The 23891-nt window shown below is 30.8% G+C and carries 24 protein-coding genes; 15 read left to right on the forward strand and 9 right to left on the reverse strand.

Annotation, left to right across the window (positions count from 1 at the left end; all coding sequences use genetic code 11):
- Positions 1-60: 60 nt before the first annotated feature.
- Together H0I32_RS00545 and H0I32_RS00550 are read right to left on the reverse strand one after the other, a co-directional pair.
- Positions 61-435 (reverse strand): hypothetical protein, encoded by a 375-nt coding sequence (locus tag H0I32_RS00545; protein ID WP_173589045.1) that lies wholly within the window; start codon positions 433-435, stop codon positions 61-63.
- 163 nt (positions 436-598) lie between these two features.
- Positions 599-955 (reverse strand): 4Fe-4S dicluster domain-containing protein, encoded by a 357-nt coding sequence (locus H0I32_RS00550; RefSeq protein ID WP_173589044.1) that lies wholly within the window; start codon positions 953-955, stop codon positions 599-601.
- 77 nt (positions 956-1032) lie between these two features.
- Here H0I32_RS00550 and H0I32_RS00555 point away from each other — a divergent pair, with 77 nt between their 5' ends.
- The 8 genes from H0I32_RS00555 to H0I32_RS00590 all read left to right on the forward strand — a co-directional run bounded on the left by H0I32_RS00555 (position 1033) and on the right by H0I32_RS00590 (position 9702).
- Positions 1033-2091 carry an acyl-CoA reductase gene (locus H0I32_RS00555; RefSeq protein WP_173589043.1) on the forward strand — a complete coding sequence of 353 codons (1059 nt, stop codon included), beginning with the start codon at positions 1033-1035 and terminating at the stop codon, positions 2089-2091.
- A 104-nt stretch (positions 2092-2195) separates the two neighbouring features.
- Positions 2196-3257 carry a 3-phosphoserine/phosphohydroxythreonine transaminase gene (gene serC / locus H0I32_RS00560; protein WP_179313066.1) on the forward strand — a complete coding sequence of 354 codons (1062 nt, stop codon included), beginning with the start codon at positions 2196-2198 and terminating at the stop codon, positions 3255-3257.
- A 112-nt stretch (positions 3258-3369) separates the two neighbouring features.
- Entirely contained in the window at positions 3370-4320 is a 951-nt protein-coding gene (locus H0I32_RS00565; protein WP_173589041.1) for a D-2-hydroxyacid dehydrogenase, read from the forward strand.
- A gap of 160 nt (positions 4321-4480) precedes the next feature.
- Positions 4481-5113 (forward strand): DUF937 domain-containing protein, encoded by a 633-nt coding sequence (locus H0I32_RS00570; protein WP_179313065.1) that lies wholly within the window; start codon positions 4481-4483, stop codon positions 5111-5113.
- Positions 5114-5361: 248 nt separating this feature from the next.
- Positions 5362-5799, forward strand: a complete 438-nt coding sequence (locus H0I32_RS00575) for a DUF6146 family protein (RefSeq protein WP_179313064.1) — start codon at positions 5362-5364, stop codon at positions 5797-5799.
- 49 nt (positions 5800-5848) lie between these two features.
- Complete coding sequence (locus tag H0I32_RS00580) at positions 5849-6343, forward strand: DUF6787 family protein (RefSeq protein WP_179313063.1); 495 nt, start codon at positions 5849-5851, stop codon at positions 6341-6343.
- A 375-nt stretch (positions 6344-6718) separates the two neighbouring features.
- Entirely contained in the window at positions 6719-9115 is a 2397-nt protein-coding gene (locus H0I32_RS00585) for a TonB-dependent receptor (protein WP_179313062.1), read from the forward strand.
- 14 nt (positions 9116-9129) lie between these two features.
- Positions 9130-9702 carry a type 1 periplasmic binding fold superfamily protein gene (locus H0I32_RS00590; protein WP_179313061.1) on the forward strand — a complete coding sequence of 191 codons (573 nt, stop codon included), beginning with the start codon at positions 9130-9132 and terminating at the stop codon, positions 9700-9702.
- Between the two features lie 44 nt (positions 9703-9746).
- On the opposite strand, the gene H0I32_RS00595 is transcribed toward H0I32_RS00590, so the two are convergent.
- On the reverse strand, positions 9747-10025 hold the full coding sequence (locus H0I32_RS00595; RefSeq protein WP_179313060.1) for a hypothetical protein: 279 nt from the start codon (positions 10023-10025) through the stop codon (positions 9747-9749).
- 198 nt (positions 10026-10223) lie between these two features.
- Here H0I32_RS00595 and H0I32_RS00600 point away from each other — a divergent pair, with 198 nt between their 5' ends.
- Positions 10224-10889 carry an ABC transporter ATP-binding protein gene (locus H0I32_RS00600; protein ID WP_179313300.1) on the forward strand — a complete coding sequence of 222 codons (666 nt, stop codon included), beginning with the start codon at positions 10224-10226 and terminating at the stop codon, positions 10887-10889.
- A gap of 3 nt (positions 10890-10892) precedes the next feature.
- Here the strand turns inward: H0I32_RS00600 and H0I32_RS00605 are convergent, their stop codons facing one another.
- Both H0I32_RS00605 and H0I32_RS00610 read right to left on the reverse strand, forming a co-directional pair.
- Positions 10893-12122, reverse strand: a complete 1230-nt coding sequence (locus H0I32_RS00605) for a DUF3999 family protein (RefSeq protein ID WP_179313059.1) — start codon at positions 12120-12122, stop codon at positions 10893-10895.
- The gene (locus H0I32_RS00610) at positions 12106-14511 is read right to left on the reverse strand and encodes a DUF2339 domain-containing protein (RefSeq protein ID WP_179313058.1); all 2406 of its coding nucleotides are present in this window, start codon (positions 14509-14511) and stop codon (positions 12106-12108) included. The genes H0I32_RS00605 and H0I32_RS00610 overlap by 17 nt, the downstream gene beginning before the upstream one ends.
- A 361-nt stretch (positions 14512-14872) precedes the next feature.
- On the opposite strand from H0I32_RS00610, the gene fumC reads away from it, so the two are divergent.
- Both fumC and hutI read left to right on the forward strand, forming a co-directional pair.
- Complete coding sequence (gene fumC / locus H0I32_RS00615; RefSeq protein ID WP_173589031.1) at positions 14873-16270, forward strand: class II fumarate hydratase; 1398 nt, start codon at positions 14873-14875, stop codon at positions 16268-16270.
- A gap of 189 nt (positions 16271-16459) precedes the next feature.
- Positions 16460-17698 carry an imidazolonepropionase gene (hutI, locus tag H0I32_RS00620; RefSeq protein ID WP_179313057.1) on the forward strand — a complete coding sequence of 413 codons (1239 nt, stop codon included), beginning with the start codon at positions 16460-16462 and terminating at the stop codon, positions 17696-17698.
- A 56-nt stretch (positions 17699-17754) separates the two neighbouring features.
- Here the strand turns inward: hutI and H0I32_RS00625 are convergent, their stop codons facing one another.
- Positions 17755-18642 (reverse strand): chromosome partitioning protein ParA, encoded by an 888-nt coding sequence (locus H0I32_RS00625; protein ID WP_179313056.1) that lies wholly within the window; start codon positions 18640-18642, stop codon positions 17755-17757.
- Between the two features lie 111 nt (positions 18643-18753).
- Between H0I32_RS00625 and H0I32_RS00630 the strand changes: the two genes are divergently transcribed.
- From H0I32_RS00630 to H0I32_RS00640, 3 genes are all read left to right on the forward strand, one after another.
- Positions 18754-19773, forward strand: a complete 1020-nt coding sequence (locus tag H0I32_RS00630; RefSeq protein WP_179313055.1) for a formimidoylglutamase — start codon at positions 18754-18756, stop codon at positions 19771-19773.
- A gap of 111 nt (positions 19774-19884) precedes the next feature.
- Positions 19885-20439 carry a TlpA family protein disulfide reductase gene (locus H0I32_RS00635; protein WP_179313054.1) on the forward strand — a complete coding sequence of 185 codons (555 nt, stop codon included), beginning with the start codon at positions 19885-19887 and terminating at the stop codon, positions 20437-20439.
- Positions 20440-20608: 169 nt separating this feature from the next.
- The gene (locus tag H0I32_RS00640) at positions 20609-21040 is read left to right on the forward strand and encodes a hypothetical protein (RefSeq protein WP_218747108.1); all 432 of its coding nucleotides are present in this window, start codon (positions 20609-20611) and stop codon (positions 21038-21040) included.
- Between the two features lie 282 nt (positions 21041-21322).
- Here the strand turns inward: H0I32_RS00640 and H0I32_RS00645 are convergent, their stop codons facing one another.
- Genes H0I32_RS00645 through H0I32_RS00655 form a run of 3 tightly spaced genes read right to left on the reverse strand, consistent with a single transcriptional unit; the run spans position 21323 to position 22936 of the window.
- Positions 21323-22150, reverse strand: a complete 828-nt coding sequence (locus tag H0I32_RS00645) for a mechanosensitive ion channel family protein (RefSeq protein ID WP_179313052.1) — start codon at positions 22148-22150, stop codon at positions 21323-21325.
- Between the two features lie 35 nt (positions 22151-22185).
- On the reverse strand, positions 22186-22359 hold the full coding sequence (locus tag H0I32_RS00650; protein ID WP_173589026.1) for a hypothetical protein: 174 nt from the start codon (positions 22357-22359) through the stop codon (positions 22186-22188).
- Positions 22343-22936 carry an RNA polymerase sigma factor gene (locus tag H0I32_RS00655; protein WP_179313051.1) on the reverse strand — a complete coding sequence of 198 codons (594 nt, stop codon included), beginning with the start codon at positions 22934-22936 and terminating at the stop codon, positions 22343-22345. The genes H0I32_RS00650 and H0I32_RS00655 overlap by 17 nt, the downstream gene beginning before the upstream one ends.
- A gap of 322 nt (positions 22937-23258) precedes the next feature.
- Between H0I32_RS00655 and H0I32_RS00660 the strand changes: the two genes are divergently transcribed.
- Positions 23259-23852 carry a hypothetical protein gene (locus H0I32_RS00660; RefSeq protein ID WP_179313050.1) on the forward strand — a complete coding sequence of 198 codons (594 nt, stop codon included), beginning with the start codon at positions 23259-23261 and terminating at the stop codon, positions 23850-23852.
- Positions 23853-23891: the final 39 nt, after the last annotated feature.

Raw genomic sequence — 23891 nt, forward strand, 5'->3', positions numbered from 1 at the left:
AATTGAAATTAAAAATATTTTAAGTTTTCGATCTAATATGAAAACTAAACGAATCTCTAATTAACATTTTGGTGGTGGCGTAGGTGGTGAGATTGTTAAATCTATAATTGAAAATTGATAAAAAGCATTATTTTGTTTAGAAACAGATTTTAGTAGTATAAACTTTGAGAATTCATAGTTACACGATATCATCGGAATTCTTTCTAATTTAGTAGTTAATGCATTTTTACCTTGCCCCTCAGACTCTTGTGTTTCTTTTAATTGTAGACTTAAATAACACTTTCCATTGCAGGTTACTACAGGCTTATTTTTGTTTATGCATAGAACTTCTGAAATATATTCATAATTAAAACAATACTCTAAAAAAGGCAATACAGGCCTTATTTCCGCAAAGCAGAAGACAATTAATATACCGATAGCTATTTTTATTCTCATTCAAAGTTATGCACAACTTTGAAGTAGTCACAAATATTAGAAAAAATTACAAAAAAAGTAATGATTTTATAATGACTTCTATAAACGAGTCTTTCTAAAACATAAAAAATCCCAAGCCAAAGACTCAGGATTCTATATTATTAACGTACATTATGCTTATTGCTTAATGACCGTTAGGATGCATAAAGCGTTGTTTACCTAAGAGTTGCTCTTCAGTTTCCACATGATCTTCATCTGGCACACAACAATCTACAGGACAAACAGCAGCACATTGGGGTTCTTCATGGAAGCCCATACACTCTGTACATTTATCTGGAGCAATGTAGTAAACTTCATCACTTATAGGTTCTTGTGTTTCTTCAGAATCAACTTCTTTACCATTCGGAAGTACTAATTTCCCTTCTAAACTTGTACCGTCTGCATAACGCCAATCGTCTGCTCCTTCGTAAATAGCTGTATTAGGACATTCTGGCTCACAAGCTCCACAATTAATACATTCGTCTGTGATTATAATTGCCATAGTAATTTTTTTAGTATTGTTTGCTTAAATTTGCAATTGCAAAAATAAAGCCAAAACATCGTATAACCAAACTCTTTATGGATTTACAATATAGAATTAACGCATTTGTAAAATTAGGTGAATTTTTAAGTCAATTTCAAGAAAATGAAAGCATAAAAAAGGATACCATTGAAGCCAACGATTTATTTTATGACGGCTTTAAACATCAATTAAAATTAGCTCAAGAACATAATGGATGGTTTACTAAAGCTAACATTTCACTTACCTTAAAAAATTGGTCTAATGCATTGACTAATAAAAACATCAATCATTGGTTAGAGAAATATAACTTTAAGGACGTAAATACACAAACGGTTGCCATAATTATGGCAGGAAATATTCCGTTGGTAGGTTTTCATGATTTTTTATCTGTACTTATTTCTGGTCATAATGTATTGGTTAAACAATCATCTAATGACAAACATATATTACCGTTCTTAGCTAAATATTTAGAGGTTGTAGCACCAGCTTTTAAAGGGAAAATAACCTTTACAGAAGAAAAACTGAACCAATTTGATGCTGTTATTGCTACAGGAAGCGATAATACGGCACGTTATTTTGAATACTATTTTAAGAACAAACCTTCCATTATTAGAAAAAATAGAAATTCAGTAGCCGTTTTAACCGGAAACGAAACTCAAGAAGAGCTCGAAGCATTATCTGACGATATCTTTATATATTATGGACTAGGCTGTAGAAATGTTTCTAAATTATTTGTCCCTAAGGATTATGATTTTGAAAAATTTTTCAATGCCGTTTATAAATGGAATGCTATTATAAACGAATCTAAGTATGCTAACAATTACGACTATAATAAAGCGGTTTATTTAATGAGCGAGTTTAATATGTTAGAAAACGGATTCTTAATGATAAAGGAAGACGAAAGCTACGCCTCACCTATTGCCACAATGTTTTATGAGTATTATGACAGTAATGACGAATTACTTCAAAAATTAAAAACGGATTCAGATAAAATACAATGTGTTGTATCACGTTCTTTTGTAGATACAACCATTCAATTCGGTGAAACTCAAAACCCACAACTTTGGGATTATGCTGATGGAGAAGACACTATTGAATTTTTATTAAAAATATAGAGTAAAAATTATCAATTCTATAACACTAAATAAGCAATTAATTATCACCTTTGTAGCTGTTTAATTAGAAAAACACAACTTTTCATAACTAAATATTAAGATTAATGAAAAAACATAATTTTAGCGCAGGTCCCTGTGTATTACCAAAATCTGTAATGGAACAAGCAGCTTCAGCTGTATTAAACTTTGATGAAGGCTTATCTATTTTAGAAATTTCGCATCGTAGCAAACCATTTGTAGATGTTATGGAAAACGCTAGGTCTTTAGCTTTAGAGTTGTTAGGACTTGAAGGTAAAGGTTACAAAGCATTATTTCTTCAAGGTGGTGCAAGTACTCAATTTTTAATGGTGGCTTTAAATCTTTTAGAAAAAAGAGCTGGTTATTTAAACTCTGGTACTTGGGCAGATAAAGCTATAAAAGAAGCTAAAATCTATGATGATATTTACGAAGTAGGTTCTTCTAAAAGTGCTAATTACAATTATATTCCTAAAGGATACGATATCCCTGAAGATTACGATTATTTCCACTGTACTTCTAACAATACTATTTTTGGAACTCAGATGAAGGATTTCCCTACATCACTAGTTCCTATGGTTTGTGATATGAGTAGTGATATATTTTCTCGTCAGTTAGATTTCTCTAAATTTGATTTGATCTATGCTGGTGCTCAAAAAAATATGGGACCTGCTGGTACAACCCTTGTTGTTATTAAAGAAGACATCTTAGGAAAAGTATCTCGTAAGATTCCTTCTATGATGGATTACAAAACGCATATAAGCAAAGGAAGTATGTTTAATACACCTCCTGTATTCCCTGTATACGTTTCTATGCTAACTTTAGAATGGTTAAAAAACCTAGGTGGTATTAAAGCTATTGAAAAAGAAAATGAGAAAAAATCAAGATTGATGTATTCTGAAATTGATTTAAATCCATTATTCAAAGGTTACGCAGCAAAAGAAGATCGTTCTTTAATGAATGCTACTTTTACTTTAGAGAATGAAAATCTTAAGGAAACTTTTGAATCAATGGTAAGAGAAGCTGGTATTAATGGTATTAATGGACACAGAAGTGTTGGTGGTTATAGAGCTTCTATGTACAACGCATTATCTTTAGATAGCGTAAAAGCACTTGTAGAAGTTATGAGTGAATTAGAAAGTAAAGCTTAATAAAAAAGACTTATATATCCGAATAAGCAATGCCTTATTTGGATATATAAAAAATATAATTTAAAGTTTCAAAATTAGCAATTGAAAACTTTTAATCTTTTAAACTTAAATAATGAAAGTATTAGCAAACGATGGAGTATCTCAAAGTGGAATTAACGCTTTAGAAGCTGCAGGTTACGAAGTAATAACAACAACTGTTGCACAAGAACAATTAGAAAACTACATCAATAAAAATGAAGTTTCTGTTTTATTAGTAAGAAGTGCAACAACAGTAAGAAAAGATTTAATTGACAACTGCCCTAGCCTAAAAATTATTGGTCGTGGTGGTGTTGGTATGGATAATATTGATGTAGATTATGCACGTAGCAAAGGTCTTAAAGTCATTAATACGCCGGCTGCATCTTCACATTCTGTAGCAGAATTAGTATTCGGACATTTTTACGGTTTAGCACGTTATTTACATAACTCTAACAGAGATATGCCATTAGAAGGAGATGCTAACTTTAAAGGTTTAAAGAAATCTTATGCTAAAGGAACCGAATTAAAAGGAAAGACTTTAGGTGTTTTAGGTTTTGGACGTATCGGTCAAGCAACTGCAAAAGTAGCACTTGGTGCAGGAATGAAAGTTATTGCTTTTGATCCATTTTTAGAAAAAGCCAATTTAGAATTAGAATTCTTTGATGGCCAGAAAGTAAACTTTGAAATTAAAACGATTTCTAAAGAAGACGTTTTAAAACAAGCAGACTTTTTAACACTTCACGTACCTGCTCAAAAAGATTACGTAATTGACGAAGCAGAATTTAACCAAATGAAAGATGGTGTTATCATTGCTAACGCTGCTCGTGGTGGTGTTGTTAATGAAATTGCACTTGTTAAAGCAATAGAAAGCGGTAAAGTATCGAGAGCTGCATTAGACGTTTTTGAAAAAGAACCAAAACCAGAAATTCAGTTATTAATGAATTCTGCATTATCGTTAACACCACACACCGGTGCTGCGACTAATGAAGCGCAAGACAGAATTGGTACAGAATTAGCAGAGCAAATTATAGCTATTCTCGGATAGATACACCTGTATTTCTCAGGAGTAACAGTTTTAAATGATTCTTAAAAAAAGAAATATTTCAAAATTGTGACCAAACGAAAAAAAATGAGTCCTACTATATGTGGGACTTTTTTTTGTACCTTCATATACAATATATAACTAACCTTAAATAAAAAATAAAATGGCAGGAATATTAGATTTATTAAACAGTGATTTAGGAAAAAACATTATTAGTGGCGTTTCTGGTTCTACAGGAACCGATCAAGATAAAACAAGTAGCGTATTAACGATGGCTTTACCAGTACTTATGAAAGCTATGGAACGTAATGCTTCTACCCCAGAAGGTGCAGCAGGACTTATGGGAGCTTTAAGCGGAAATAATGGAAGTATCTTAGACAATCTTGGTGGTTTGTTTGATGGTGGTGTAGATGATTCTGTAAAAAATGATGGCGCAAAAATTCTTGGTCATGTATTAGGAAGTAAACAACAAGGTGTTGAACAAGTTATTGGTCAAAAAGCAGGTGTAGATGCTGGTTCTGTAGCAAACATTTTAAAAGTTGCAGCTCCAATTTTAATGGGAGTTTTAGGTAAGCAAGCTAGCCAAAATAACGTAAGTTCTCAATCTGACATTAGTGGTCTTTTAGGTGGATTATTAGGAGGAAGTGATGCTTCTAATGAACAAAACTTTTTAGAAAAAATATTAGATGCTGACGGTGACGGAAGTGTTGTAGATGATGTTGCTGGAATGTTATTAGGTGGCGACAAAAAAGAAGGAGGAATAGGAAGTCTTTTAGGAGGCATGTTCGGAAAATAAAATTACTTACCCTACTTACATATGAGCAGCTTTAACGAGTTGCTCTTTTTTTTATAATAACCTAACTGAAATAATAACTTTACGCAGTGAAACACTAAGTTTACTTATTATCACTTGTACAAAACTAAAATTTACAATTGCTTTGTAGTGTTAAATCAAAGTGAAACCTTATTAACACTACTAATTTTTAATATCTTTATTTCGTTATGAAATAGACATATTTAACATTGAAAATAATAAAATAGCATATGAAAAAGATTATTCCATTTATTATAATCCTAATTTTAATTGCAAGTTGTAAATCTTATAACACAAGTCCTGTAATTAATAACGAAAACCAAAATAGCCTAATAGAAAACGATACAGTATCTATTAGTAGTGACGAAAACGATTATGAAATTATAATCATAGAACCCGGGTTTAATTCTTGGTTACAAAGTACAGCTAGACCTGAAGGTTATCATACTCAAGAATGGCTAGAATCTAGAAATACCGTTTTAGTTCAAGGATGGAATCAAAGAAATCTTCAACCTCAAACCTACGACCCAAATCTTTACGAAGTGCGCATAGATTATGATACTAGAACTGATTATGGCTATGAAGTCAACTATAAATTATACAATTACTTTCTGTATTTTCAATTAAAGTACAAACAAAAACTTTCTTCCTTTACACCTAGAATTTAAGCTATAAATACAGCTTTATTCATTAGTTTTGTTTTAGGAAACTTAAGCTATGGAAAAATTTAAAAAACATTGGGAGATACAACATAATTGGCAGTTGTTATTTCCCTTCTTTGGTCTTATAATCCTAGGTTATTCAGCTTTTAAAATTGCGAACGCTTTTTTAGAAGATTATGGAATTACAATAACCATTATAACTTCTCTTTTTATCTTCTTTGGCTTATTGAAATTAACTTTATTCATTTTTAAAAAATTAGAAAAGAAATGGATTCTCGACTATAAATGGGAAATGATTCGTGTATTTATGGTCTTTGCATTTACAGGTTCATCTTCTTTATTTGTTGGCAGACCTATTATTCGCTTTATCGGAATTACTAAAGAAAACTTAAACATTGCAATTTATTGGTTTTTATACATTATCATTGGGCTTGTTTTCTATCAAATTCTATTAGTAACCTTTGGTTGGCTCTTCGGTCAATTCAAATTTTTCTGGGAATTTGAAAAGAAAATGCTCCGCAGATTCGGGTTAAATCGATTTATAGATTGAATATAAAAACAGTTATTACTTCACTTTTTAAAACATTAGCATTTCTGCTAGTGCTGGCTGTGCTGTTTCCTTCTGCTGTAAAATTATCGCATGCCTTTACACATCATTCACATAAAGTTTGTGACGCTGATGGACAACTTAAAACTCACTTTCACGAATCTGATCTGTCTTGTGATTTTTATAAATTCAAACTTACAAACACACAATTCTTGGTTTTATATAACTATGATATCATAGTTAATACCCAAACTACCAAGATCTTTTTTTCGCATTATATTTCTTTTAATAATTATCAGCAATTAACAAGGTTTGTTAGAGGTCCGCCTCAAGTGAGTTAGAATTTTCGTTTTCTAATACACTAATAAATCTATTTTGATGAAACAAATAATTATAGGTCTAGTTATCGCTATCTCAAGCTTTAGCTACGGTCAAGATTGCACCTATATTTTTTTAGGCGAACTTAAAGATTTTCATGACGGAACACCTATAGAGTCTGCAACTATATACCAAAAAGAAAGTGGTAAATATGCTTTTTCAGACTTAGATGGTAAGTTTAAAATTGAAAACTTATGTGCAGGAACCTTAACATTAACCATATCTCATGCAAATTGCGAAACCAAAACCATAAGTTTTGAAATAAGTGGTGATGCCTTTAAAACCATTTTAATGGAGCACCATATTGAAGAACTTAATGAGGTTTCCGTAACAGCACATGTAGATAAAAAGGAAACAAAAACGGCACAAGAAACCGTACTTAAGGAACATACATTAAAAAAGTATGCTGCATTAAGTATTGGGGATGCATTAAAAGAAGTTGCTGGTGTTTCTTCGATTAATACAGGAAGCTCTATTGTTAAACCTATGATTAATGGTATGCACAGCAGCAGATTAATTATGTTAAACAATAACGTAAGATTACAGGACCAAGATTGGGGAATTGAGCACGCGCCTAACATGGATGTTAATGCTGTATCTCAAATCTCTGTAATTAAAGGCGCTGGAGCACTTGCTTATGGAGGTGATGCTATTGGAGGTGTGGTTGTTGCAAACCCAGAGCGTGTGTTTTTAAAAGATACATTGTTTGGGAAAACAACACTGAGCGGACAAACTAACGGTAGAGGTTATGCTTTTAACACCAAGTTAAATAAGTATACAAAAAAAGGTTGGTTTGCTTCTGTGCAAGGATCTCTTAAACAAAATGGTGATTTTGAAGCTCCAGATTATGTATTAACCAACACAGGTTCTAATTCTAAAGGATTTACTTTTCGCGCAGGAAAACAAACCTTTGAATCTGGTTTTGAAGTCTTTTATAGCTACCTAAACAATGAAATAGGGATTCTGAAAGCTTCACATATTGGAAATATTGAAGATTTAGTTTCTGCCATCAATAGCTCAGAACCTTTAGTGATAGAAGACTTTAGTTACGACATAAATGCACCTAAACAAGATGTAACACATCAGGTTGCAAAAGCAATGTATTACAAACGTTTTAATAATTTTGGTAAAGTAAATTTACAATACGACTATCAAAACAACCAACGTTATGAATATGATATCCGTGTTGGAGATGACAGAGATACACCCGCTTTAGACCTAAAACTTCAAACCCATACCATTTCATCAGATATTATATTAGATGCCCTTAAAGGTTACAAGCTAAAGTTTGGAATAATGGGAAGATATCAAGATAACTTTGCAAATCCAGATACAGGCATAAGACGCTTAATTCCGGATTATGACAAGTATGATTTTGGAATCTATACGACAGCTGAGCATAATTTAAACTCTAAAATGACTTTAGATTTTGGATTGCGTTATGACTACAATCGCATCGATGCTAAAAAATACTATATCACATCACGTTGGGAAGAACGTGGTTATGATGAAGATTTTTCAAATATCATCCTTGAAGATTTAGGAACTCAGCTTTTGGTAAACCCGGTGTTTGATTATCATAATTTTTCTGCTTCAGCAGGGTTTAATTATCAACTAAATCCGCATAATAGTTTTATAGGAAACTATAGCTTATCTAGCAGACCACCAAATCCTTCAGAATTGTTTAGTGATGGCTTACACCACTCTGCTGCTAGAATTGAATTGGGTGATTTAAATTTAACAAAAGAAACTTCTAATAGAGTTTCGGCAAGTTATAATCATAATTCAAATCAACTTAACTTAACAGTAGAAGCGTTTTATAATCACATTAATGATTATATGTATATAGAACCAACAGGCATTGAGCAAACCATTAGAGGTGCTTTTCCTGTTTGGGAATATTTACAAACTGATGCCGAGTTATACGGTATCGATTTAAGTGCAAACTATAATTTTAATGCGCATTTTAATTTTTCAAATAAATCTTCTTATACTGTAGGAAATGATATTGAAAATGATAGACCGCTTATAAATATACCTGCATTTAATACCCGAAACAGTATCACTTACACTAACGATTGGAAACAGTTTTCAGCGTCTCTGACGAGTGAATGGACTTTTGAACAAACAAAATACCCAGATAATAACTTTGAAACTTACATCGCTTCTACAAACGAAACTGTTTTAGTCGATGTAAGCACACCTCCAAGTGCTTATCAATTGTTAAACTTTTATTCTGAAGTCACTTTAAAAACTTCAAATAAAACCAATCTTAATATTGCTCTTAGCGTGAATAATTTATTAGACACCAACTATAGAGCTTACTTAAACCGCCTTCGTTATTTTGCTGATGACATGGGAAGAAATGTAATGTTACAATTACAATTTAACTATTAACAAAAATTAAAAACATGAAAACAATTAAATTTTTATTTATTACCGTATTAAGTTTATCTGCATTAGTATCTTGTTCATCTGATGATGACACTCCTGAAGCTGTAAATGAAGAAGAAATCATTACAACAGTGCGTTTAGAACTAACAGCAGCGAGTGGTGATATGGTAGTGCTTCAAAGTCAAGATTTAGACGGTGAAGGACCAGATGCACCTGTTTATACCATTAATGGAACTATTTTAGCCGATACAGAATATACAGGAGATATTCAGTTTTTAAATGAACTTGAAAGTCCTGCTGAAGATATAACTGAAGAAGTATTAGAAGAAGGCGTTGACCACCAAGTATTTTACACATTTACAACCAACAACGCTGATAGTAGTGTAACTTATACTGATATGGATGATAATGGTAATCCTATTGGATTATCAACAACATTTAATTCTGGTGCTGCTTCAACAGGTAATACAGTAGTTGTTACCTTAAGACATGAACCAACAAAAAGTGCTGATGGTGTTAGCACTGGAGACATTACAAATGCAGGAGGCGCAACAGATGCCAACGTAACGTTTACATACGATGTCAACTAAAACATAGTTTAAACTAAAAAAAGCACTCCAATGGAGTGCTTTTTTTATGCTTTAATTTCTGGTGTTTCTTTTTTAATAACGTAAGTATACAACCACATCAATGTAAATGTTGGTATCACATCAAACCCCGGTAAAGCTTCTTCTACAACAGAAATGACTCCTGCGACTTTCCCTGCTTTTCCTTTATACAGTTTAGTCATTAACCAACCTGAAATTGGAGCCCAAACAATATCAGAAAACTCACCGATTCCTGGAATTATAAATGAGACTAAGCCTAAAGCATCAAAGAGTAGACTTAATCCTAATTTTTTGTATTTATTCATATAATGTATTAATTACTATAGATAAAGCAATAACTATTCCAAATAAAATGCTGCTGTCACTTTCGCACTAACAACGTGTAATTTACAAAATCAATAGAATTATATAAAATAAATCTTTTCAGTAAAAAGAACAAATTTAGAGCATAGTATTGTAGATTATTCTATTAAGTATTACTTTCACATGATATGAGTAAAACTGTGATTTCTGCAAAGCAAATTAAGAAAGCCTATAAAGATCTTCATGTCTTAAAGGGTGTTGATTTAACCATTTTAGAAGGTGAAGTTATTTCTATTGTTGGTGCTTCTGGTGCTGGTAAAACTACGCTGCTTCAAATTTTAGGAACCTTAGATAAACCCGATTATAAATCGGACACCGAACTAATTATAAACGGACAATCTATAAAAACCCTAAACGACAAAGCTTTAGCTAAATTTAGAAATAAAAACATTGGTTTTATATTTCAATTTCATCAGTTACTACCAGAATTTACAGCATTAGAGAATGTTTGTATACCTGCGTTTATAAATAACACCCCTAAGGCAGAGGCCGAAAAACGTGCTAAAGAATTATTAGATTATTTAGGCTTAAGCGAACGTATACACCACAAACCAAACAGTATGTCTGGTGGTGAACAACAACGTGTTGCTGTAGCTAGAGCTTTAATAAATAATCCGAATATTATTTTTGCAGATGAACCTTCAGGGAATTTAGATAGTGAATCTGCCGAGCAATTACACAACTTATTCTTTAAGTTAAGAGATGAATTTAATCAGACTTTTGTTCTTGTCACTCATAATCAAGAATTGGCTGAAATGGCAGACCGAAAATTAACGATGGTAGACGGAAAGATTGTTAATCAATAATTTCTATTTCTTCAACATCTTTAAAGTAAAACCGCTTAAAACCAAAATAACAACCCCTATAATTCCCCAAAGCCAATATTTATTGTCTAATAATGGTTCTACCGTAGCTTGCTCTTGTTTCTCTATAATTTGCTCCTCTCCTATTTTTAAAGCTTCTAATCCCTCTGGTACTTTTGTTTCAAATTTCGCAATATCATAACTAGGATGTCTTACTGAAGTATTACCATACACCAACATATAATCTGCAGGTTCTGTAAATCTTGTAATTAACTGATACTCGTACCCTTTCAAAGTCATTTCACCAAAAGACAAAGGCTGGTTATCACCGTTATATATAGATAATCTAATATGCTTAGCTATGGTGTTATCAAAATTAAACGAATTAGCTTCTAAAGAGTTTAATGTACCATTAGTAATGGTTTTGTAATAGTATTTCCAACCTTTTTCTGTTTTAAGGCTGTCATTTCTATATTCAATTTTAATAGGTCTGTAATAATCAAAAGTATTGTTAACATTAATATTAAGGTTACTTAAAGATACCAATTGCTCTAATTCTAATTCAATTTCAGTTGTTTTGCTAGGTTTTACAACTTCATTTTTAATAGATTTTATCTGATGATTAATATAACTTCCACCAGATATTTCATGTTTAAAAAGTTGCGCTGATTCAAATTTTGGTTGATCCTTACCTTTTACAATTAATCTATAAAAACGATATTTAGCATCAGGAAATACCAGTTTTGTAAATTTATAGTCCGTCGTTTCATTTTTAATAGATAGAATTCTATAATCTTCTAAAATGGTAAACCATTCGTTCTGGTTTTGACTGCCTTGTAATTCAACTTTCCAATCAAAATTTTGATTATTAAAATTAAGATCAATCTGATTAATAGTATTTGTAGAATTCAACTGAAATGTAAAATAATACCCGTTAGCTCCTTTTGTTTTATTAATAAGATGAAACGGAATTGTTTTCTTTATTACTTTTTCAGAACGAATTTTCAATAAATACGGAGCTTCAATAGTATCATTATTCACTGTAGTTCCATAAATTCTAATATCAGATAAATCTGAATTTACCTTAGAAAAAACAGCATCTGGCAAAGTAATTTTATGCCATTCGTCACCTACATTCTCTATGGCTCTTTTATAATTGTACGTTTTCATTTGTGCAGAACAGAAGACTGTACACCCTATAAGGAAACCTATAAATAGTCTAGTTTTTAACGTCATCAGTAATATGATTTTTGTATTTATTGTATAAAAATGAAATGATTAAAAGTAACACTCCAAGTGATACAAATACTATAGTTTTAGAAATGGTATTGAGGTGAGAAATGTCGTAGAAAAACAACTTTACCAATGTAATACCAAAAAATGCAATACCACCAATACGTAAATATGCTTTGTTTTTCCAAATTCCGAAAGCTATTAATAAGAACGAATAAACACCCCATAGGATACTTAATCCTAATTTGTAAGACTGTGTAGAATCAGACATATCCATCCAATGGATAAGCTCGCTACTTAAAACCCATATTATAGATACGTGCAATAAAATATCATAAGCAATTTTAAATCCTTTGTTTACCTCTGCTTGTTTAATAAAACGATAACACGTATATAAAGCAAAAGCTAAAAAGGCAAAACAGACATATCTAATCCATAAATAGAACTCACCCTGAGCAAAATATTCTGAAGGATTTAAATAACTTTCTCTTAACTCACTTAACGTCAATAAACCTTGAGTTAAAAACGTAAAAACACTTACTACAATTAAGCCTAAGGCTATTTTATCTAAGGGTTTACTTTTTATAATCTTAAAATTAATTAGCGCTAACAAAGACATAAAGAGTAGCGAATAATTTAAAACCCAAATGATTTTAAAATCATTTAAATCATAATTATTAATAACGTTATTATAAGTCGTTTCGTCAGGAATACTTAGTTGAGAAGTATAATATAATTGATCCCAATAGGTTTCTATTTCTAATCTAAAGGCATAATAAGCACTAAATAATAAGATCGCAGGAATTCCATAACTAAATACACGATTCCAAATAGAATCTGGCTTTAAAGCAGAAACATAGGCTTCTTTTTTAGAGAACCAAACAATGGCACCAAATGCAGCGATAAACAACAATGAGGTTAAAAAGTAAACATTAAAAATAAGTGGTAATATATTTTCTTCATCAATACCGTAATAAACACTATAGCCATAAGACCAATCTTCTAGTAAGCTTATAAAAGCTAAGACCATTAAAGGATACGATAGTTTTTCATAAACCTTAATTGCTTTTGTACGTCCTAAACCAAATAATAATGCCGCTTCTGTTACCCAAAGTAAGGTTACCCAATTTCCGTTAAGTTGCACAGGAATAGTAATTGTAATAAATACCAATACCATTGCAGATGCTAAATAGAATAAGTTTTTATCTCCTAATTTTTTCTTATAAAATATAACGCTAACAATAAAATGAATCACCGCATTACCTAGCGTAAACAAGCCTAACAACTGAGAACCCGTCTCATTATCTTCTAAAATAGCAATACCAAAGCCATAAAACAGAAATGAATTAAGCAATAACAAAACAACATCACTTGTTTTAAACACTTCTTTTCTTAGCATTTTATAAGCTAAAAATGTGACATAAAATATTAAGAAAAATAGACTTAGAAAACCTAATGCTAAATAAAAGTGATCTACTTCATCATATTCAAAGAAATACCAAGATCCATAAATTAGCCATGTAAATATAAAGGCTGAATAGTATAATGGTTTCCAATATTTTTTGAACGAAAGGATTAAAATACCAATATTAATGATAGCCATATAACCAAAAAGCACTTCTACTTGCCCAGAACCACTGCTTAGTAAAAAAGGCACTGCGTATGCACCAACTAAACCAATATGCGCTATAACCTGCCTGTTATAGTTAATAGCTGCAACCACTGTAAATGTGGTAAAAACAACCATAAGCACAAAGGCTGGTACTTGCGGTATTAAGCCATAAAAATCATACGCAAAATACGTGAGGACATACAATATAACAATAGCCCCACTAACAAGCACAGCACTATAGGATTCGTACTTTTCTTTTAACTTTATACCAAATCCTAACAAACCTATGGCCATTAAATAACCGATGACGATTCGGGTGGTAGGACTTATTAAATTATTTTCAATAGAATATTTTGCCCCAATCACAACACCAATAATGGTAATAAGGATTCCTATTTTATTTAGAAGGTTTTCACCTATAAATTTCTCTAAGCTCGATTTAGATTTAGGTTTGTTATCTATAATAACCTTATCTTCTTTTTTCTCTATAATTTCATTTTTAGATATAGGTTCTGTATCTAAAACAGGTGCTATTTCTTCACGTATAAGTGATGCTATTTCTGCTTGAGGTACAATTTTAACATCATTTTCATCTATAGGTAAAGGCTCAGCTAACGGTGCTTCTTGTATCGTTTTTGGAGCTTCTGTAATTACTCCAGATTGTAATCGGTACAATTCTTCTTTTAAACTGTTAATTTCAGAAGAAAACTCAGCTTGCTTTTTAAAAAGAAGCTCTAATTTTTCAATAAGTTTATCTATAAGTTCTTGACTATGTGCCATATATTACTGATTTGATTGTCTTTTAATATTGAAAAGACTAAGCTAAAATAGCTTATATATTTAGAAACATCTATTTTATGAATTGAAGTTGTAAAATATACGACCTTAATCAAGGATAAATCGCGGTTGTAATTTAATTTTTAAGTGAACTACATTCCATATTTTAATTACGTGTTTTCATATAAAAAATAATAACAATGATAAATGTCAGTATTAGCCTTAATATATTTTTTTAGTAAAAAAGAATCCTAACACTTATTAACAGATTAATCATATAACTGTTTAAATAAAACCCTTTAGAATACTTATTTACCCTCTTAAATTGCTAAATTTGTAAAGCAATTAATACATATATATAGACATGGATTACAGAATAGAAAAAGACACTATGGGTGAGGTTAAAGTACCTGCCGACAAACTTTGGGGAGCGCAAACAGAGCGTTCTCGTAATAACTTTAAAATTGGAGCAACAGCATCAATGCCTTTAGAGATTGTTTATGGTTTTGCATACTTAAAAAAAGCTGCTGCTTACGCTAATTGTGATTTAGAAGTCTTATCTAAAGAAAAGCGTGATTTAATAGCGCAAGCTTGTGATGAAATATTAGAAAAAAAATACGACGATCAGTTTCCTTTAGTGATTTGGCAAACGGGTTCTGGTACGCAGAGTAATATGAATGTGAATGAAGTTGTAGCCAACAGAGCACATCAAATTGCAGGTAAAATTATTGGAGAAGGAGAAAAAACAATCCAACCAAATGATGATGTTAATAAGTCTCAATCATCTAACGATACCTTCCCTACAGGAATGCATATTGCAGCCTACAAAAAAGTTGCAGAAACAACAATTCCTGGTGTTATTAAATTACGTAATGCATTACATAAAAAATCATTAGAATTTAAAGATGTTGTAAAAATTGGTCGTACACACTTAATGGATGCTACACCTTTAACTTTAGGACAAGAGTTTTCTGGTTATGTATCTCAATTAGATCATGGCTTAAAAGCTTTACAAAATACGTTAGCGCACTTAAGCGAATTAGCTTTAGGAGGAACTGCTGTTGGTACAGGAATGAACACACCTAAAGGTTACGATGTGTTAGTTGCTAAATACATTGCAGAATTTACTGAATTACCTTTTATAACTGCAGAAAATAAATTTGAAGCTTTAGCGGCACACGATGCTATTGTTGAAACTCACGGTGCTTTAAAACAATTAGCGGTGTCTTTAAATAAGATTGCTAATGATGTTAGAATGATGGCTTCTGGTCCTCGTTCTGGAATTGGTGAAATTATCATCCCTGCTAATGAACCAGGAAGTTCTATTATGCCAGGAAAAGTTAACCCTACACAATGTGAAGCTTTAACTATGGTTTGTGCACAAGTCATGGGTAACGATGTAGCTATTTCTGTTGGTGGTACACAAGGACATTACGAACTTAACGTTTTTAAACCTATGATGGCTGCTAACTTTTTACACTCTGCGCAATTAATCGGAGATGCTTGTGTAAGTTTCGAAGAACATTGTGTTGTCGGAATCGAACCAAATCATCAAGTTATTGAAGAGCTATTAAACAACTCACTAATGTTAGTAACGGCTTTAAATACTAAAATTGGTTATTATAAAGCTGCCGAAATAGCAAATACAGCTCATAAAAATGGTACAACTTTAAAAGAAGAAGCTATAAACTTAGGTTATGTTTCTGCTGAAGATTATGACGCTTGGGTAAAACCAGAAAATATGGTAGGTAATTTAAAATAATTATCAAACACATTGAATTTAATAGTTGTTTTTCCTTCTAATTAAATTCTATTTAGAAATTAAATAATAAATTGGCATCAGAATTTTAAAAGAATAAGAAGTCAATTTTATAAAATATAAAAACGCTAGGAAATCATTACTAGCGTTTTTTTAGTGAAAAACAACATATTTATATTAACACCAATTAGCATGTCTATACTAATAAAAAACATTAAACAACTCGTTCAGGTTCATACACACAATAAAACGATTAGAAAAGGTAGTGATATGAACATACTTCCTATTTTAGAAAATGCTTATCTCTACATTGTTGACGATACCATTATAGAATATGGCGTAATGGAAGATTGCGAAGGCATCCATGCCGAAACAATTATTGATGCCACCGGTAAAATTGTTTTACCCTCTTGGTGCGACTCACACACCCATATTGTTTATGCCGGTGATAGAACTTCAGAATTTGTTGACCGAATTAATGGTTTATCTTACGCCGATATTTCTAAAAAAGGGGGCGGTATTTTAAACTCCGCAAAAGTACTTCAAGAAACTTCTGAAGAAGCCCTATTTAATCAGTCCTTAAAACGATTGAATGAATTAATAGCCATGGGAACTGGTGCTGTAGAAATAAAAACAGGTTATGGATTAACGGTTGAAGCAGAATTAAAAATGCTTAGAGTAATAAAGCGCCTTAAGCAAGAAAGTTTAGCAACCATTATCCCTACGCTATTAGCTGCACATGCCATTCCGGAAGACTATAAGTCTAAAAAGCAAGATTATATTAAGCTAATAATTGAAGAACTGATCCCTAAAGCAGCTGCATTAAATATCACTCATTTTGTAGATGTTTTTTGTGAAGATGGTTATTTTAATATTAAAGATACAGAAGCCATTTTAGAGGTCGGTAAAAAATATAATTTACAGCCAAAAATTCACGTTAATCAATTTAATATTCTTGGCGGAATAGAGCTTGGTGTAAAACACAATGCACTCTCTGTTGATCATTTAGAAGAAATTAATGATGAAGATATTGAAGCTTTAAAAGACAGTAATACAATGCCTGTTGCTTTACCTGGCTGCTCATATTTTATAGATATCCCGTATACGCAAGCCAGAAAAATTATAGACGCAGGTTTACCCCTAGCTATTGCTTCAGACTATAACCCAGGAACAGCTCCTAGTGGAAACATGAATTTTATAGTAAGTGCTGCTTGTGTAAAATTAAAAATGACACCAGAAGAAGCTATAAACGCAGCTACAATTAATGGTGCATACGCTATGGGAATAAGTAGTATGTATGGTAGTATTACAAGAGGTAAAAAAGCAAATATAATTATTACCAAACCTATGGATCACTACAGTGAGATTCCGTATGCATTTGCTCACAACCCAATAGAGCAAGTGATTATTAATGGTCAATTATTAAAATAAAAAAAATCCAGAAGTTAAAACTTCTGGACTTTTTTTATCACTATAAATGCTATCTATTATTTCAATTCAAATTCTGAAGTAGAAATCATTCCTTTATCACTAAATACATTTACAATATAACGCCCTTCTGCAAATTTAGAATCTTCTAATTCACTGATATACTCACAAATATTTAAGTTTCTGTTTTCGTAATTAAATCTACTAATTAAACTATAGTTTAAAACTTGATCTTCAAACTGTATTTGTTCATTAGAACCTAATACATTGTTGTTAGGATCAATAATCTGTAAGTACAATTCTTTATCTCCTGCTTCAGCAAGCATATTTTTAGCAACTGTAAAACAAAGTTTAATTTTATCACTACGTCTTGCGCGTTCTGTAGGTATTTGTTTTCCATTATTTCTTTCAATAACACCCATACCAATTAAACCAACAGTTTGTAAGGCAGCAGCATCTTTAACAACAGTTGTTAATTGTGTGTTTTGTACTAAAAGAGAATCTGTAAACATAGTACGCTCTGCTAATTGTACCTGAGTACTATCTAAAGAAGATGCTAAATATTGGTTTTCGCCTTTTAAACGATCATTTTCAGTTAACAAAATATCCATTTCTTCCTGTAATGCCATAAATTTCTTTTTGTAACTCCATAGACTACCAACACTATTTTGAGATACTTTTAAAGAATCCATTAAACCTTGTATACGCTCCTTAGCAGCTATTAAATCTTGGTTTTTAATGTCACTTTCAGCAATAGCTTCTTCGTAATCTTTAGCCATATTACTAAGCTCATCCATCACTTGCTTCTTCTCGCTCATCAATACCTTTTCATTCTCTTGCTTTTCGCTGTAAAGTGTAGAGGTATAAAAAGCAGTGACTAAAAATAATACTAATAGTATGCCTAAGCCTACTTTCAATCCTGTGTTTGATTTTTGGGAACCTTCCATAATTTGTTTAATTTTTAAGTATTGTTAATTCTTGTTTTTTAATTTCTAAATTAAGTGTTAAAGTAATTAAATTAAATGTACTTTTAATATAAATTTTAACTTTTTGACCAAATGCAGCATCTTACCTTATTTACAGAAAAAGAAAAGGAACATCTTTTAAAGAAACGTAAAGAAGAAATTAAATTTGGAGAACATATTCAGCTATTACATAACCTTTCGAATATATACGATGATATTGCCGATTTAGATGTTGACTATGTGATTTTTGGAGTAAAAGAAGATATTGGAGTTGCTGCAAATTATGGAAATCCAGGCACATATAATACTTGGGATGCTACTTTAAATATTCTATTAAATATTCAAAGTAATGAATTTACATCCGCAAAACGTGTTTTAGTATTAGGACACTTAGAATATACTGAGCAACGTAAGGCCTTATTAGAGTTAGACCTCACTAAAAAGAAACAAGTTTCTAAAATTAGAAGCTTTGTAGAAACCATAGATAAAGATGTTACTTATGTAGTTTCTTCTATCATTAAAGCTGGTAAAATTCCTATTATTATAGGTGGTGGCCATAATAATGCCTACGGAAACATTAAAGGTGCTGCTTTAGCTTATAACCAAAGAATTAATGTTGTGAATTTTGATGCTCATTCAGATTTTAGAGCAGACGAAGGCAGACATAGTGGTAATGGATTTAGTTACGCCTATGCTGAAGGTTTTTTAAAGCATTATTTCATTTTTGGACTTCATGAAAATTACACTTCCGATACCTTAATTAAAACACTTAAAAAAGTTAAATCTATAAAATACAATACTTACGAAGCTATTGATGTTAGAAAAGAACTTAATTATGTCTCCGAATTAAAAATAGCATCAGATCATATTAATGACAGACCTTTTGGTGTTGAAATAGATTGCGATGCCATTAACAATATTCCTAGTAGCGCAATGACACCTAGTGGTTTTGATGTAAAAAAAGTAAGACAATTTATTAATTATTTTGCAAAACATGAAAACGCTGCTTACTTACACATTTGTGAAGCCATACCAAATGAAAATACAGATACTCAAATAGGAAAATTAATCACTTATTTTATCACTGATTTTATTCGTGCAAAAAATAAATAAACGATAGCAACTTCTGTAAAAAATCAGCTTTTAAAATGGATTATAATAAAAAAGATAATCCATTAACTTCGTTTTCTTATAATTAGTTGTGTGTCATTTGAAATAAATATTATGAAAAATATATTAATTCTATTTTTAAGCTTTGGATTATTTGTTCACGGACAAAAAAAACAAGATAGTATAGAATATGACATTGAAAAACTTAAGGAGCAGCACGGTTTAGTGCACTTTATGAAAGACCAAGCAACTGATTTCAATGTGAAAATGATTAATGGCGATACCATTAAATTATCTGATTTAAAAGGTAAAGTTGTGTTGCTAAATTTTTGGGCAACTTGGTGTGGTCCATGTCTTGCTGAATTTAAGGAAATTCCAGAAAAAATATTAAAACCTTTTAACAATGATAATTTCTTTTTCTTATCTATTTCCAGAGGAGAAAGAGAAGGAAAAGTTAAAAGAATGATGAGTAAATTGAAAGAATCTGGAATAGAATTCAATGTTGGAATAGACCCAAAAAAGGAAATATGGAATATGTATGCGACAAAGTATATACCAAAAAACTTTGTGATTGATAAAAATGGAATAATAAGATATATATATTCTGGATATTCAGAAGAAAGTGTGAATATATTAGCTAATGAAATAAAAAAATTATTAGCTGAATAAAAACAACACACAACAATGGCTATAAGTAATTGCTTTTACTCGCTTACTTTGGAAATTCCCGCGGAATTTCCAACTTGGTGTGTACTTGCAAAATCAAGTACTAACCCACGCAACTACTCACAGCAGAGACCGTTAGCCACAAGTTTAGAAACCTAATCGTCACGAAAAAATGAATATAAAATTAATAGTAGTTGTTTTCTTTTTATTCTTGACATCTTGCAATTCGAATAAAATAACAAGCATAGATTTTCATTACACGAAACCAGGTATATCCTCGCCTTCTCAGACTTTCTGTAGTAGTAATCTATTTGTAGATTTAGAAAATATACGTTTTAAAAAAATTACGAATAAAACCTTTTTAGATAAATTTGAACAACGCCTGATTAAATTAAAAGAATCAGATGAATTTTCTATAAATAGTAGAATATTTGCGCTGATAAATTATGAAGACGGAAATATGGACACGCTCTGTATTGGAGAATATCGAGGAATATGTTTTAATGGAAACATTTTGTCAGATAATGAAGATTTTCATAATCTAATAATGGATGAGCTTGATTTTTATGACAAGAAATTATACGATGAATTACATCAGGATTAATTTGGATTTAAAACTCACTCAATTATAACAAAATGAATATAACCAGTGGCTAACAAAGTATATAATTTATTGCTAGTTCTAGCTTGCTTACAAAAATTCTCGCGAATTTTCTATTCGGTTTTTAGTTGCTAAATTAGTTGCTTAATCACGCAACTAACCATACACAATCACGTAAACTAATAAAACCCCTAATCAAATTAATGAAAAGGGGTTTTTATATATCAAGTATATGCAGAATCATACTTTATGTAAACATAAAATCTATAACCCTAACCTTATAACTTAATCCTGCATAAGCACTTGACTTTCTACAATATCTTTAATAGGTACAATTAACTTCCCTTTAGAATTCTTTAATATTACTGAAATACTCTGTACAGCATCTATAACATAAGTTTCGTCATTAAAAATTATTTTCTGACCAACCTCATACGTCTTACGAGCATAAAATGTGTTTAATAATTTATTAACCACTTCCCTAGCCCCAAAACCAAAGGCAATTGCAAAGGCTAATAAAAAGGCTGCCAATATCATAGTGATATTGTTTGTAATGATATCTGTATTAATTCCTGCTTGATTTAAAGCGGTTATAGATATAAACGTAAGTAACAGGAAGAATACAACCTGACTAATCATTTTTCCACCTGATAAATCCATCGATTCAAAAAGTGATTTTAGTCCGTTTTTAACAAAATTAGCAAATAGCAGTCCTATTATAAAGATTGCTAAGGCTGCAAATAATTGTGGCAAATACCCTAATAAATTATTAACCTGACTAGATATTATTTCTAAACCTAAAACATCAGAAATCACAACAATTAAAATAATGTACATTAACCATTTTACTAATTTTGAAATCACTTTAGTGGTATCAAAATTTAACGATTTGCCTTCAACAATTTCAATTTCATTTAGCTTCTTATCAAGCTTATGAACATTAGCTACTTTTAATAGCTTTTTAATGGCTTTAACAACTAGTTTTGTAATAAACCAACCCACTAATAAAATTACAATTGCTCCTAAAAATTTTAGAGCTAGAGCAGAAAACTCAGGCCACATTGATGATAATGATTGCATAGCTTTATTTTTTAATGCGATGATACTGTCCATAATTATAATTTTATGTTAGGGGGATATTGAGTATTCTATTTTTTTCTTTGACTCGTTACACTATCAATGATATGACCTATATTATAAGAAAACAGTTCTGCTAATTCCATAAAAAGCTTAGCTAAAGCAATGTCGTGCATCACTTTGGCTTTAAGCTCCTGAGGAACTTCCTTTAAAGGCTGATCTATTTGCTTAAATGGATTCTCCATCTTTGGTATAATTAGAGTACTTATGTACTAGTTTTTCTTTTGCTCTTTTTAATCGCATTTTAACTGCGCTTTCTCCAATATCTAAAGCATCTGCCAATTCTTTAATAGATAAATTGTCTTGATACTTTAATAGTAAGATCATTTTTTCTTCTGGTGATATCAGTTCCATAACAATTTTTAACTGCTCTACTCTCATGTTCTCAAATTCTTGAGTAGAATCTATATCTTCACCAATATTTTCTATATCAATAGTTTCACTACTAATTGATTTTTTTTCTATTTTTTTAGCTGTATTTCTAGTGACGTAATTTACACAATGATTATACGTAAAAGTATATAACCATGTAGAGAATTTAGATTTACCTTTAAAACTTGCTAATTTTATAAACACCTTTAAAAAAACGTCTTGTGTTAAATCTTTAGCTTCATCAACACCATTGGCAAATCCATAACATTTATTATAAACCATTGAAGCATACCTATCATAAAGCACCTCAAACAACATAGTGTCGTTGGTTTTTACGATTGCTTCTACAAGCGCTTCATCGGTTAGGCTATGAATAGCGTCTTTAGTCAAGAGGATTGTTTAGTATGTAATTAATTGTTGTTAATCTTAAGACACTTGTTTTTTTAACAAGTCACTTAATTTTATATTTTTTTTAGAAAAATATTTTTCTTAAATATTTTGCAAAATTACAATATAAAAATGGTCTAGAACGACTTAGGGGGTATTGAATCTTATTTTTAATAGAAAAAAGCACTCTTAATTATTTATTTATCATTTAAACCTTAATTAGAATTAAGAAACTTTGAAACTATTATAAAATTATTAACTTTAAGGAATATACAACTCTATTTCAACGTTGTATTCTCAATGCTACCGACTTAAAACCTGCTAAATGAGTGATTACCTCCATAGAACCATACCTAATTTAAAGCCTTTTAATTTTGACCGCCATCACGATGCTCTTTTTATAGATCAACAATGGGTATTAGTGAATGGTATTTCTAATAAAAAATCGATTTATACTTTTAAAACAGATAATATTCTTGAAATAGCACGAAAAGATATTGTTATTAAAACCTCATGGACTATTAACCTCAATAATATATTATCTATTGAGACTGAAGACGGAATGATTACGGTGAGTGCTTATTTTAAAGATGATGATATTTTAGTGCTTAATAACCAAGAAAAAGAAGAGTTTGCACTTTATATTAACACCACTAAATATGAAGATGATTTAAATTCTATTGAAGATATACAAAACTTTTTAAAAGAAAAATACACTAAAAAAGTTAGTACTATTATCTACGATCACGAATTTTATTTTATTGAAAACTCAAAAGAATTTGGTCCTTTTAAAGTTGAAGAATTAGCAAAAAAAGTAAAGGACAAAGACATAAGCATGTATTGTTTTGTAAGAGACATTAATGAATATGACTATAGTAATAGATTAAGAATCATAGACTTAATAAAAGAATTGGAGTGATAAATAATTTTATCACTCCAATTCTTCAATTTAAAAAAA

Origin of the sequence: Winogradskyella sp. HaHa_3_26, from assembly GCF_019278425.1 — a bacterium.
GTDB lineage: Bacteria > Bacteroidota > Bacteroidia > Flavobacteriales > Flavobacteriaceae > Winogradskyella > Winogradskyella undariae.

What these genes read in the sequence shown, in the direction of transcription:
- H0I32_RS00545 (WP_173589045.1), bottom strand. Translation starts at nt 435, where the DNA reads ATGAGAATAAAAATAGCTATCGGTATATTAATTGTCTTCTGCTTTGCG.
- H0I32_RS00550 (WP_173589044.1), bottom strand. Translation starts at nt 955, where the DNA reads ATGGCAATTATAATCACAGACGAATGTATTAATTGTGGAGCTTGTGAG.
- H0I32_RS00555 (WP_173589043.1), top strand. Translation starts at nt 1,033, where the DNA reads ATGGATTTACAATATAGAATTAACGCATTTGTAAAATTAGGTGAATTT.
- serC (WP_179313066.1), top strand. Translation starts at nt 2,196, where the DNA reads ATGAAAAAACATAATTTTAGCGCAGGTCCCTGTGTATTACCAAAATCT.
- H0I32_RS00565 (WP_173589041.1), top strand. Translation starts at nt 3,370, where the DNA reads ATGAAAGTATTAGCAAACGATGGAGTATCTCAAAGTGGAATTAACGCT.
- H0I32_RS00570 (WP_179313065.1), top strand. Translation starts at nt 4,481, where the DNA reads ATGGCAGGAATATTAGATTTATTAAACAGTGATTTAGGAAAAAACATT.
- H0I32_RS00575 (WP_179313064.1), top strand. Translation starts at nt 5,362, where the DNA reads ATGAAAAAGATTATTCCATTTATTATAATCCTAATTTTAATTGCAAGT.
- H0I32_RS00580 (WP_179313063.1), top strand. Translation starts at nt 5,849, where the DNA reads ATGGAAAAATTTAAAAAACATTGGGAGATACAACATAATTGGCAGTTG.
- H0I32_RS00585 (WP_179313062.1), top strand. Translation starts at nt 6,719, where the DNA reads ATGAAACAAATAATTATAGGTCTAGTTATCGCTATCTCAAGCTTTAGC.
- H0I32_RS00590 (WP_179313061.1), top strand. Translation starts at nt 9,130, where the DNA reads ATGAAAACAATTAAATTTTTATTTATTACCGTATTAAGTTTATCTGCA.
- H0I32_RS00595 (WP_179313060.1), bottom strand. Translation starts at nt 10,025, where the DNA reads ATGAATAAATACAAAAAATTAGGATTAAGTCTACTCTTTGATGCTTTA.
- H0I32_RS00605 (WP_179313059.1), bottom strand. Translation starts at nt 12,122, where the DNA reads ATGACGTTAAAAACTAGACTATTTATAGGTTTCCTTATAGGGTGTACA.
- H0I32_RS00610 (WP_179313058.1), bottom strand. Translation starts at nt 14,511, where the DNA reads ATGGCACATAGTCAAGAACTTATAGATAAACTTATTGAAAAATTAGAG.
- fumC (WP_173589031.1), top strand. Translation starts at nt 14,873, where the DNA reads ATGGATTACAGAATAGAAAAAGACACTATGGGTGAGGTTAAAGTACCT.
- hutI (WP_179313057.1), top strand. Translation starts at nt 16,460, where the DNA reads ATGTCTATACTAATAAAAAACATTAAACAACTCGTTCAGGTTCATACA.
- H0I32_RS00625 (WP_179313056.1), bottom strand. Translation starts at nt 18,642, where the DNA reads ATGGAAGGTTCCCAAAAATCAAACACAGGATTGAAAGTAGGCTTAGGC.
- H0I32_RS00630 (WP_179313055.1), top strand. Translation starts at nt 18,754, where the DNA reads ATGCAGCATCTTACCTTATTTACAGAAAAAGAAAAGGAACATCTTTTA.
- H0I32_RS00635 (WP_179313054.1), top strand. Translation starts at nt 19,885, where the DNA reads ATGAAAAATATATTAATTCTATTTTTAAGCTTTGGATTATTTGTTCAC.
- H0I32_RS00640 (WP_218747108.1), top strand. Translation starts at nt 20,609, where the DNA reads ATGAATATAAAATTAATAGTAGTTGTTTTCTTTTTATTCTTGACATCT.
- H0I32_RS00645 (WP_179313052.1), bottom strand. Translation starts at nt 22,150, where the DNA reads ATGGACAGTATCATCGCATTAAAAAATAAAGCTATGCAATCATTATCA.
- H0I32_RS00650 (WP_173589026.1), bottom strand. Translation starts at nt 22,359, where the DNA reads ATGGAGAATCCATTTAAGCAAATAGATCAGCCTTTAAAGGAAGTTCCT.
- H0I32_RS00660 (WP_179313050.1), top strand. Translation starts at nt 23,259, where the DNA reads ATGAGTGATTACCTCCATAGAACCATACCTAATTTAAAGCCTTTTAAT.